The 12,705-nt window shown below is 67.1% G+C and carries 2 protein-coding genes; one reads left to right on the top strand and one right to left on the bottom strand.

The features are described 5' to 3' along the window. Nucleotides 1-210 precede the first annotated feature (210 nt). Entirely contained in the window at nt 211-1,290 is a 1,080-nt protein-coding gene (locus tag H977_RS0102295; protein WP_036474794.1) for an NAD(P)H-dependent amine dehydrogenase family protein, read from the top strand. Nucleotides 1,291-1,378: 88 nt separating this feature from the next. Here H977_RS0102295 and H977_RS0102290 read toward each other — a convergent pair whose 3' ends face one another. Then, nucleotides 1,379-12,541, bottom strand: a complete 11,163-nt coding sequence (locus H977_RS0102290) for a type I polyketide synthase (RefSeq protein WP_029106333.1) — start codon at nt 12,539-12,541, stop codon at nt 1,379-1,381. Nucleotides 12,542-12,705: the final 164 nt, after the last annotated feature.

The raw sequence follows: 12,705 nt of genomic DNA, 5'->3' as shown, positions 1-12,705 counted from the left end.
GAGGTTGGGTACTTCGGATAAGTTACCCACCAGTAACTGTGGCCAACTATACCGTTCAGTAACTTCAACGCAAAGAAACTCTTAGCAATTTCTGGAAGCTAACCAACCCAGCGGTTGATCGACCTCTGTACCTCCCCCTCGAAATGGATTTGACCAGCTGTTTTGCCGCATTGTGACGATGCTCACGAATATCGCCACTAGAGTCAGCGGATGCTTCGAATCGCGGTGTGGGGTACAGGGAACATGGGTGCGACGGCCATCAGATCGGCCACGGCTTTCCCGGGCCTCGAACTGGCTGCAGTCATCACGTCGTCCGAGGACAAGGCTGGTCGTGACGCTGCGACGTTCGCCAAGCTCGACGCTCCGACCGGCGTCACCGCCACCACGGACGTCGACGCGGCCCTGGCGCGGTGCGATGCGGTTGCCTACATGTCCTCCGGCGACATCCGCCCCGAGGAGGCCATCGTCGAGATCGAGCGGTGCCTGCGAGCGGGCAAACAGGTGGTAACGCCGTCGCTGTACTCGCTCTATGACCCGGCCTCGGCTCCCACCGAGTGGGTCGACCGGCTGACCGAAGCCGCGGTGGCCGGCAACTCTGCACTTCTGGTCAGTGGCGTGGATCCGGGCTGGGGCAATGACGCGCTGGCGGTGATCGCAGCCGGGCTGTGTACCCGGATCCGCACCATCCGGTGCCAGGAGATCTTCGACTACTCCACCTACAACCAGCCCGAGGCCGTGCGGGTGCGGTGTGGTTTCGGCGGGTCGATGGACGAGACACCGATGATGTTGTGGCCGTCCATCCCCACCATGGTGTGGGGCGGCAACGTGCGGCTGATCGGCCGCGGGCTCGGCCTGGAGATCGACGACATCACCGAGACGGTCGAGCGGCTGCCGCTCACCGAGACCGTGGACAACGTCATGGGCCGGTTCGAGGCCGGCACCCAGGGGGCATTCCGGCTTCAGGTCATCGGATGGGCGAAGGGTGTCGAGCGGATCATCATCGAGCACATCACCCGCATCGACCCGGCCTGCGCGCCGGAATGGCCACAACCCGATGAGGGCGTCGGCGACCATCGCGTGATCATCGACGGTGATCCGCAGCTGAGCATGGTGGTGCGTGCCGATGTGCCGGGCGGGACCCGCGCCGACGGCGGCAACACCACCGCAGCCAACCGTCTACTCGGCGCGATCGACTGGCTGTCGACCCAGAAACCCGGCATCTACGACGGCCTCGACGTGCCGTTGCATCCGCCGCTGCCCGCCGAGGTCGAAGCGACCCGCTGGGTCTAGTTTCTCCCCCGCACTTTCTCTTGCCGAGCAGACGCAAACCTGCCCCAAATCAAGCGATTTGGGGCAGGTTTGCGTCTGCTCGCGGAGGTTAGTCCGCTGCCGCCTCCGCAGCGAGTGGCTCCTCGGCCTCCTGCTGTGACGCCTCCGGCGATTCCGCCGGCGCCTGAGGGGATGCCGGCGATTCCGCGTCGGGCAACTGACCCACCAGATACTCGGCGAGTCCGCCGATGGTCGGGTAGTCGAAGACCGCCGTCGCGTTGAGCGTGAACTTGCCGCCGAACTGACTGTGCAGCCGGTTGCGGAGCTCGATCGCCATCAGCGAGTCCGTGCCGAGATCCAGGAAGCGGCTGGTCGCTGCGGGCGGAGAGGCCAGGCGCAGGAAGTTCTGCACCTCCTTCTGCAGGAACTCCGTCACGAATCCGGCACGCTGTGGCACCGGGATCTCGAGCAGCTGCTTGAGGACCTCGCTGTCACCGACGACCTCACCGACGGCACTCGGCAACACCAGATCGAGGATCGGTGGCCGCTGGCTGCCCAGCACCTTCGCGGCCCGCTGCCAGTTCGCCTTGATGACGGTGGCCTGGCCGGTGCCGTTGGCGACCACCTCGGCAAGCGCGGAGAGTGCTGCCGAGGGATCCAGCGGAATCAGGCCCTGTGCACTGATATTCGCGGTCGCGGCCTCCGAGGACGCCATGCCGCCCTGTCCCCAGGGACCGAAGTTGATACCCGTGGCAGGCAGGCCCTGCGCCCGCCGCTGCGCGATCAGACCGTCGAGCAGCGCATTGGCCGTCGCGTAGTTGGCCTGACCGGGTGAACCGAACAGGCTCGACACCGAGGAGGAGACGATGAAGAAGTCCAGCTCGTCGTTCTTAGTCAGCCGGTCCAGGTAGTCGGCACCGAAGGCCTTGGGGGCCAACGTCGTCCGGAAACGCTCGACGCTCTGCTGACCGAGCAGCGCGTCATCGAGCACGCCCGCCAGATGTGCGACACCGGCAAGCGGTGGCAATTCCGCGCGGATCCGGTTCAGCAGCTGGGACACCTCGGATTCCTCACCGACATCGGCGGTGAATACGTGGATGCGGGTCTTGTAGCGCTCGGTGATCTCGTCGATCAGCCGTTGCGCATCCGCGTCGGGCGTGCGGCGGCTGGTCAGGACGATGTCCCCGGCACCCAGCTGCGCCAGATACGACGCGGTGTGCAGACCGATCGCACCGAGCCCGCCGGTGATCAGGTAGCTCCGATCGGTCTTCGGCTGCAGCGGACTCGGCATCTGGCACACGATCTTGCCGATATGCCTGGCCTGCTGCATGCGTCGGAACGCCGTCCTGGCCTCGGTCAGCGGGTAGATCTCGGCGGGTAAGGGCCTCCACTCGGCTACCGACGAGCGCTCGCGCGAGGAGTCGACGGCTACCGACGAGCGCTCGCTCGAGCGCTCGTGCGAGGAGTAGACACCTGCGGCCAACCCTTCCGATATCTCCGTGAGCAAGGTCCGGATGCGCTCGGGCTCAGTGAACATCACCGTGTCCAGCGCCACGATCTCGTAGGCGATGTCGGGTCGGGCCTCGGCCATCTGCTCCGCGGTCCAGATGTCGCGCTTGGCGATCTCGGCGAAGCGGCCGTTCTTGGCGGTGGCCCGCACGGTCGCTTCGACGAACCCTTCGCTGGTCAGCGAGTTGAGTACGACATCCACACCCGCGCCGCCGGTGTCCGCGAGGATCTGATCGGCGAAATCGGTTGTCCGCGAGTCGTACACATACTTGACGCCGAGCTTGCGCAGCGTTGCTCGTTTGAACGTGCTCGCCGTCGCGTAGACCTCGGCGCCGCATTGCTGCGCCATCTGGATGGCGGCCAATCCCACTCCACCACTGGCGGCGTGGACGAGCACCCGGTCGCCGGGCTTGAGTTGCGCCCAGTCGAACGCGAGCCGGACGGTCAGCGCCGCAGCGGGAATCGTGGCGGCCTCGACCGCGCTGATCCCGTCGGGAATCGGTGCCAGGAACTGTTCCGGCACGTTGAACCGGCTGCCGAAAGCGCCCTGCATGGAGCCGTAGACCCGCTGGCCCACCTTGACGCCGGTGACGCCCTCACCCAATTGCGTGACGACACCGGCGAAGTCGCCACCAATCGGTCCGGGATCACCCGGGTAGAGCCCCAGCACGTTGAGGACGTCCCGGAAGTTGAGGCCGGCGGCCTCGACCCGGACCTGTACATAGCCCTCGTCTGGTGCCGGCACCTCCTTCTCGGTGATCCGCAGGTTGTCGATCGCGCCGCGTTCGGTGGGGGCCAGGACGTAATCGCTCCCGCGCGGCACCGTGAGATGCCCGCTACGTGCCCACGGCAACAACCGCGAAGCCAGTAGCTTGCCTTGCCGCACCGCGATTTCCGGCTCTTCAACCGGCGTCACCAACAGGTTGGCCAATGCCTGCACGGCCTCGGGCGATCCGTCGCAATCGACGAGTTTGGCGCGCAGCGCCGGCTCCTCGTTGATCGTGGTGCGTCCGAATCCCCACAGCGCGGCCTGGACCGGATCGACCGGCTCACCCGATTCGGTGGCGACGGCGTGCTCGGTGACGATCAGAAGGCCGTTCGGAAGCTTCACGCCACCGCCCTGCACGGTGTGCACCGCACTGAGCAGGTTGGCGATCTCGCTCTCGAGTCGCGCCTGACTGTCAGCGCTCGACTCCTGTGGGCCCGGCGCGGTAGCGCGCCAGACGACACCGGAGAACGGCAGACCGCGCTCGAAGGCCTGTGCCAGTACCTGCCCGAGGAGTTCGGGGTCGGTGTTGCGATCGAACGGGATGCAGCCCGGAACCTTGGCGGCCAACTCGTCGAAACCAGCGATCAGCCAAGTACCGGTTGGGCTTTCGGAGGCCGCCGCGTCGTCGATGGACGGCACCGGGACCTCGTGCCAGCCGAGCGTGTACAGCAGCCGGGTGGCGTCACCACCGAGGCCACGGAGCAACGCCTCGCGGGGCGCGCGCTTGACCGTGAACTCCCGAACCCCGCCCAGGTAATGGCCATCCCGATCGAGGTAGTCGAGATCGAAGACCTGCGTTTCGCTGTCCAGGGCACTCTCATGCCACCGAGCACGGCAGTAGAACCGCCGGGGCATCTTCTCCTTCAACGTCACCTGCCCGTACCGCAGCGGCAGGAACAGGTCGTTGACGCCCTGCTCGGCCGCGAGGAGGGCCGGGAACGCAGGGAAGGCGACGCCCGTGCACAGGTCCATCAGCACCGGGTGCATCGGCTCGGTTCCCAGTTGTTCGGCGAGTTCTTCGCCGACCAGGATGTCGCCGATCGCCTCACCTTCGCCGAGCCACAACGACTTCAGAGATCCGGACCACGTCGGGCCCCATGCCAGTTCCAGGTCGGCGAACGTCTCGAACAACTCCTGCGGACGCATGCGTTCCAGGCGCTCGATCGCCTCGTCGACCGGATCGGACTGCTCGGTGGCCTGCTCGCTGTCGACATCGGGGACTCCGGACACCACGGTGCCTTCGGCATTCAGCGACCAGTCGGAGGTCCGGTCCCCGTAGGGACGGCTGTGCACCTGGAACTTCCATCCGCCGCCCTCGTCGAGCGGATGCAACGAGAGCTGCACCTCGCGAGAACTCTTCTCGGGCAAGATGATGGGCTCGTAGAAGAAGACGTCCTTGGCGTGGGCCGGAGTTCCGACCGCGGCCAGCGCCATCGCCGCATAGGTGGCGCCGGGGACGACCACGGTGCCGTAGATGACGTGATCGGAGAGCCATGGCTGCGATTTGACCGACAACCGGCTGGTGTAGACCGAATCGCCGGAGGCGAGGTCCTTACCGCTGCCGAGGATTCCTGATCCCACGGGCCCGTTGACATCGGTGGTGATCCCGGTCCCCTTGGGCCAGAAGCGACGTCGTTGGAACGGGTATGTCGGCAACTCGAGCCTGCGGTGGAGCCCGCGATGCAGTGCGGTGAAATCGGGTCCGTGACCGCCGACGTAGGCGGCGGCCAGCGCGTCGGCGATCTGACGACGATCGCTGACGCCCTTGCGCATCGAGACGATGGCTCGTGGCGCCGCCAGGTGTTCCGGCCAGACCTGCACCGCGGCACCGGTCAGGACCGGCTGCGGGCCGATCTCCATCAGAATCGAGCAGCCCAGCGCGGCCACGGTGCGCACACTCTCGGAGAACTGCACCGGCTGGCGGGAATGCTTGCGCCAGTACTGTGCGTCGAGCGGCGTCTGGGCGGTGAGCACGGCGCCGGTGCGGTTGCAGACCAGCGGCAGTGTCGGCCGCGCGAATTGGAACTGCGCTGCGTAGGACTCGAATTCGTCGAGTACCGGGTCCAGCAGTTCCGAGTGGAAGGCGTGGCTGGTCTCCAGCCAGGTGCAACGGATCGCCTCTTCGCCGAACTTCTCGACGATCTGCTCGAGATCCTCGCCCGGACCTGAGAGCACGGTGTTGGGTCCGTTGTAGGCGCCCACCGAGACCCGCGGGAACTGGCCGGCGATCTGCTCGACGTGCTTGGGGTCGGCGAACACCGCCACCATCCGCCCGCCTTCGGGCAGGCTGCCGAACAGCCGCCCGCGCTCGGCCATCAGCCGGGCGCCGTCCTCGAGGCTGAACACCCCGGCCACGCATGCCGCGGCGTACTGGCCGACGCTGTGACCGAGCACCACGTCGGGCTCGATGCCCCACGACTGCCACAGGCGCGCCAGGCCCATCTCGACTGCGAAGATCGCGGGCTGGGCAAATGAGGTGTGCCGCAACGTTTCTCCCGCCTTGCCGCCGGTTTCGCGATTGTCGGCGAACAACACCTCGAGCAACGGTTGCGCCAGCATGTCCTTCACCGCGTCCGCGCAACGGGTGACCGTTTCGGCGAAAACCGGTTCGGTGTCGAACAACTCACGCGCCATGCCGGCGTACTGGCTGCCCTGCCCGGTGAACAGCCACGCCGTCATCGGGTGGTGCGGACGCTCGCCACGGGTGACGCCGTGTCGCAGGCGGTTCTCGGCCAGTTCGGCCAGGCCGGCACGGGCATCGGCCACCGAATCAACCACGAGGGCTGCACGGTGTTCGAAGTGTGAACGGCCCATGCCCGCGGTGAGGCACAGGTCGGCGAGGTCGACATCGGGGTGCGTGCCCAGCCAGGCCTCGTAGCGCTGCGCCAAGGCCGCCAGTGCTTCCGGTGACCGTGCGGACAGTGTCAGCACCTCAACCTGTTCCGGCCGAGTTTCCGCAGTGGATTCCGTCAAGGCACCGTTCGCGAGATCTTCCTCGGCGGAGACAGGCTGTGGCGGCGCCTCCTCGACGAGAACGTGTGCGTTCGTACCGGTGAATCCGAAGGAACTCACGCCGGCCCGCCGGGGCCTGCCGTCGGCCAGCCACGGGATCGCCTTGTCCACGACCCGCACGGGCAGGGAGTCCCACGGGATGTGCGGTGACGGATTCTCGAAATGCAGGCTCTGCGGCAGGGTCTCGTGCTGCAGCGACAACACGACCTTGATCAGGCCGGCCGCGCCGGAGGCCGACTCGGTGTGGCCGATGTTGGTCTTCACCGAACCCATCAGCAGCGGCCGGTCGGCGTCACGTGAGACACCGTAGGCAGCGGCGGCGGCCTGTACCTCGATGGGATCACCCAGTGGGGTACCGGTTCCGTGCGCCTCCAGGTAGTCCACGTCTCCGCCGTTGAGGCCGGCCCGGCTCAACACCGTGCCGATAAGACGTTGCTGGGCACCACCATTGGGCACGGTCAGCCCGCTGGATGCACCGTCCTGGTTGACGGCGCTGGCGGGGATGACCGCGCAGATGTTGTCGCCGTCGCGCTGTGCGTCGCTCAGCCGCTTGAGGACGAGAATTCCGCAGCCCTCACTGCGGACGTAGCCGTCGGCGGATTCGTCGAAGGTCTTGCATCGTCCGACGGGCGACAGCATCCTGGCGCGGGATGCGGCGACCACTGTCACCGGACTCAGCAGGACATTCACACCGCCGGCCAAAGCCATGTCGCAATCGCCGGAGTGCAGGGCCTGGCAGGCCTGATGGACTGCCACCAACGCCGAGCTGCATGCGGTGTCGATCGCCACCGCCGGTCCCTCGAATCCGAGCGCGAAGGCGACGCGGCCGGAGATCGCGTTGAGCGCATTGCCGGTGATGAAGTGAGGTTCGATCTTCTCGATCGGTTCCGACGACAGCAGGTGCGCGTACTCGTTGGCCGCCACCCCCACGAACACGCCGGTTCGGCTGCCGCGCAGGGCCTCGGGCGAGTGGCCGGCCCTTTCGAGGCCTTCCCACACCGTTTCGAGCATGAGCCGCTGCTGCGGCTCGATCCAAACCGCCTCGCGCGGGGAGATCCCGAAGAACTCGGGGTCGAATCCGTCGATGCCGTCGAGGAATCCGCCGAACCGCGTGTAGGTCTTGCCGGGAGCATCCGGATCCGCGTCGAAGTACTCGTCGATGTCGAATCGATCCTCGGGGACTTCCCGGATGGCATCGACGCCGCCGGACAGCACCTCCCAGAAAGCCTCGGGGTTCGGGGCACCGGGGAACCGGCATGACACCGCGACGACGGCGATCGGCTCGTCGGTGCGTGCCGCCGCCACTGATGCCGGCGCCGGACCGGACTTCTGCTCACTGAGGCCGAGCACCTCGCCCAGCAGGTAGTCGGCCGCGTCGGACAGTCGCGGATGGTCCATCACCAGGGTGACCGGGATCTCCTTGCCCACGCCCTGCTCCATGCGGCGGCGCAGTTCCACGGCCATCAGCGAGTCCATGCCGAGATCGAAGAATCCGGCATCCTCGCGGATCTCCGCGGCGTCCACCCGCGTCACCTCCGCGACAGCGTTGCGCAGGTAGTCGGTCAGCAGCCTCTTGCGTTGCTGGACAGGGGCATTCGTCAACTGGTCGACCAGCTCGGTCTTGCCGGAGGCCGTGGCCGGTGAGGACACGTCCGTGAGGTGCGCCGGCAGCTCGCTCTCCAACTCGGCCAGGTAGCCCCGCCGGCCTGCCTGCTGGTACAGCGGCAGGAACCGGGACCAGTCGATCCGGGCGACGATTCCTTGGGCCGGCCCGGCTGCCGCGGACGACGCCACGGCGTCGGCCAGACCCGCGAGCGCATCGGCGGGGGACAGCGTCCGGACGCCGCGTTGGTCGAGCCGGGCCCGGGACTCCGCATCCGCCATGCCTGCGGACCAGGGGCCGAAGTTGACGCTCGCACCGGAGACACCCTGCTCACGCAGGCGCCACGCCATACCGTCGAGGAAGGCGTTCGCCGCGCTGTAGGCGGTTTGGCCGAAGCCACCCCATACCGAGGCGATGGACGAGGTGCTGATGAAGAAGTCGAGCTTGAGGTCGGCAGCTGCTTCGCTCAGATGCCAAGCGCCCCAAACCTTGCCGGCGAATACGCGGTCGATCTCGGCGTCGTCGAGGTTGCTCAGCGGAGTGGTGCCGATCTCGCCCGCCGCATGGACGATGCCGCCCAGCGGCGGCAGTTCGGCCTGTACTGCCGCCAACAGCCGTGCGACGCCGTGGGCGTCGGCGACATCTGCCGTCACGGCCCTGATGTCGCAGCCGTGTTGTGCGGCCAGGGCGTCGATGCGTTGTTGTACGCCATCGCTGGGCGCGCGACGGCTGGTCAGCACCAGATGTTTGGCGCCGTTCGCCGCCAGGTAACCGGCAATCTCCAGCCCGATCGAGCCGAGGCCGCCGGTCACGAGATAGGTTGCGTCATCGCGCAGTTGCAGCTGTGCACCGCTGGGCGCGTCAGCCCGTCGAACCAGCCTCGGAACGTAGACCGACTGGTCGCGCAGTGCGATCTGGTCTTCTCTGCTCGCGGATTCCGGCGCCGTCACGATCCGGTCGATGAACCGGGACCATTCGTCCGCGGTGCCTTCGGCGAGGTCTGCCAGCCCGCCCCAAACCTGTGGGACCTCCAGCGCTGCCGCGCGGCCGAATCCCCACAGGACGCTTTGATCCGGCGCCACGCTGTCCGCATCGGTGACCCGTTGTGCGCCATGGGTCACCAGCCAGATGGGCCTGCGCAATTCAGCTGTGGTCGCGGCTCGGAAGAGCCGCCGTGTCCCGCCGAGGATCTGGTGTTGCATCCGCAGCAGTGACCGCATCGACGTGGTGGTCGCGGAATTCGGGTCCGCTTCCAGCGCAGCGATGTGCACGATGCGAAGTGACGGGTCGTCGGCAGCCGCGGCGCGCAGGGTGTCGGCGAGCTTCTGCTCTTCGGCGTCGGACGCCGGCAACGCGACGAATCGATGGTGCTGCCCGCGGGCGGTGAGCGCATCGACCAGCGGACGGGCCGCCGGAGAGTCGGCACCGATGAGGAGCCAGGTGGACTGCCCGCCGGCCTCTGCGCCCGACAGGGGAGTCGGGGACTTCTGCCAGCGGATCTCATAGCGGTCGTCGGCGATGGAATGGCTTGTGCGCTGTTGATTGTGTTGCGCCGCAAGCTTGGTCAGCAACTGGAGGGTGTGCGGATCATCGCCCGAGCCGCCGAGCAGGCCGGCCAGTTCGTCGATCCGGCCGTCCTCGAGAAGCCGGACGGTCTGCGTGCGCGCGGCGACGTGCTGTTGCTGGTTCGGCTCTTCCCGGTTGTCCGAATACCAGTACTGGCGGTGCTCGAACGGATAGGTGGGCAGATCGAGCTTGCGCGCGTGTGTCTGTCGAAAGGCGCCGAACTCGGGCAGATGGCCGAGAACGTAGGCGTCGGCGACGGCTTCGGTGATCTGCCGTTGGTCGGAGGCGTTCCGGCGCAGGGAGGTGATGACCCGCGGTGCGGTGGCCGGGTCCGGCCATGCGCTCAGAGCCGCGGCGGTGAGCACCGGTCGCGGCCCGATCTCGAGCAACAGTTTGCAGTTCAGATCGGCCAGAGTGGCCACGCTCTTGGCGAACTCCACCGGTTGGCGCGCGTGTCGGCGCCAGTACGCACCGTCGAGCTTCACGCTCCGGCCGAGAGCGGTCCCGGTGCGATTGTCGATGAGGATGCGCTGTGGCGGGTTGAAGGTGAACCGCTGGGCGTATGCCTCGAACTCGTCGAGGATCGGCTCAAGCAGCGCCGAGTGGAAGGCGTGACTGGTCTCCAGCCAGTCACAGCGGACGTTGTCGGCGGTCAGCCGCGCGATTGCTTTCTCCAGATCCTCTGCGGGACCGGACAATACGGTGTTCGCGCCGTTGTAGGCGGCGACCGACAGGCTGGGGTACTCGTCGGTGAGGTTCTCGACCCGCTCGGCGGGGGCGAACACGGCGACCATGCGGCCGCCGGCAGGCAGGCTGCCGAAGAGACGACCGCGTTCGGCCATCAGCTGCGCGCCGTCTTCGAGGCTGAACACGCCCGCCACGCAGGCCGCCGAGTACTGGCCGACACTGTGACCGAGCACCACGTCGGGCTCGAAGCCCCATGACTGCCAAAGGTGTGCCAGGCCCATCTCCACCGCGAACAGAGCAGGCTGCGCGTAGGAGGTCTGCCGCAGCGTCTCTTCTGCATCCGGACTGTCGAGGTCGAAAATCACGTCCAGCAAGGGCTTTTCGAGAACATCCGCGACGGCGGCCGCGCAGCGCTTCACCGTGTCGGCGAACACCGGCTCTGCGTCGAACAATTCGCGGGCCATGCCGGGGTACTGGCTGCCCTGACCGGTGAACAGCCACGCGGTCTTCGGGGTGTCATGGGATTCTCCGCGGACCAGACCGGGAGCCGGGCGGTCGTCCGCCAGCGCGCCGAGCAGCTCGATGGCGGCTTCGCGCGAATTGACCACCAGCGCGGCGCGGTGCTCGAGGTGTGCTCGTCCGACTCCGGCCGTGAGGCACACATCGGCCAAGGTGGCCTCCGGATGCGCGGTCAACCAGCCGCGGTACTGGTCGGCGAGTTGCACCAGGGCGGTCGGGGTTCGTGCTGACAGCGGGAGCACGCTGAACTTCGCCGCATCCGGCGTGACATCCGGCTCGGTCTGGGGAAGCGGTGCTTCTTCGAGGATGACGTGTGCGTTGGTCCCGGCGAAGCCGAACGAGCTGATGCCCGCGATACGGGGCTGAGCATTGCGTGCCCAGGGGGTCGACTCCTTGACGACCTCCACTGCCAGCCGGTCCCACGGGATGTGGGGCGACGGGTTCTCGAAGTGCAGATGCTTGGGCAGAGTCTCGTGCTCGAGCGACAGGATGACCTTGATGACGCCCGCGATGCCCGCGGCTGCTTCCAGATGTCCGATGTTCGTCTTGGCCGAGCCGATCAGCAGCGGGCGGTCGGCGTCGCGTCCGGCGCCGAGGACCGCACCCGCGGCCTGCGCCTCGATGGGATCACCCAGCGAAGTTCCGGTGCCGTGTGCTTCCAGGTAGTCGACTTCGCTGGGTTTGACGCCTGCGCGTTTCAGGGCGGCGCTGATGACCCGTTGCTGCGCCACACCGTTCGGTACGGTCAGCCCGCCGGATGCACCGTCCTGGTTGATTGCGCTGCCGCGGATCACGGCCCGGATCCGGTCACCGTCGCGGAGCGCGTCCTCAAGGCGCTTGATGACGATGACGCCGCAGCCCTCGCCGCGGACGTAGCCGTCCGCGGCAGCGTCGAACGTCTTGCAACGGCCGTCGGGAGCGAGCATGTGAGCGCTGGAGAACGTGATCATCGTCGCCGGTGTGAGCAGGACATTCGCCCCTCCGGCCAGTGCGAGGTCGCACTCTCCGAGGGTCAACGCCTGGCATGCCTGATGGATCGCCACCAGCGACGAGCTGCACGCTGTGTCGACGGCGACCGAGGGGCCCTGCAAACCCAACCGATAGCTGATCCGGCCGGCTGCCGCCGCGTTTGACGTCCCGATGGCCATGTAGGCCTCGATCTCGGGGTAAGTCAGCTCGTCGGAGGCCATTCCCAGGTAGTCGTGGGTCGCCAAACCGACGAAGACGCCGGTGTTGGTGTCAGCCAAAGCCGTTGGGGCAGTGCCTGAATGCTCCACTGCCCGCCATGCGGTCTCGAGCAGTAGCCGATGCTGAGGGTCCATCAACCGCACTTCGCGGGTGGACAGACCGAAGAACGGCGCGTCGAATCCGGTCACGTCGTCGACGAACCCCGCACGGCGGGTCACGACCTTGCCGGGTACGCCGGGATCGGGGTCGAAGAACTCGTCGACGTCCCAGCGGTCGGCGGGTATCTCCGACACCGCGTCGCGGCCATCGCGCAACACGTCCCAGAACGCGTCGGTGTCCTGCGCCCCAGGAAAACGCGCCGCGTAGCCGACTATGGCAAAGCGAGGGGTCGATTCGATCGGATGTTCAGCGGTCCCCATGCCGTTGTCCTCCTTGCATCGGCGGTCACACGTTGATTACGCGGGACATTTATCGCTCGCGAAAATTGTCCGCCCCCCGACGGCACTACGCATGATTACACGTGAACCTGTGACGCGTGAGGCGTAGGTATCGCTGTCAGGTGGGGTGGACGGTTGCCAGCAGA

Source organism: Mycobacterium sp. URHD0025 (assembly GCF_000426065.1).
Classification (GTDB): Bacteria; Actinomycetota; Actinomycetes; order Mycobacteriales; family Mycobacteriaceae; genus Mycobacterium.
Note: the sequence above shows the minus strand (reverse complement) of the source record. Positions and strands in the feature narration are given on the sequence as shown.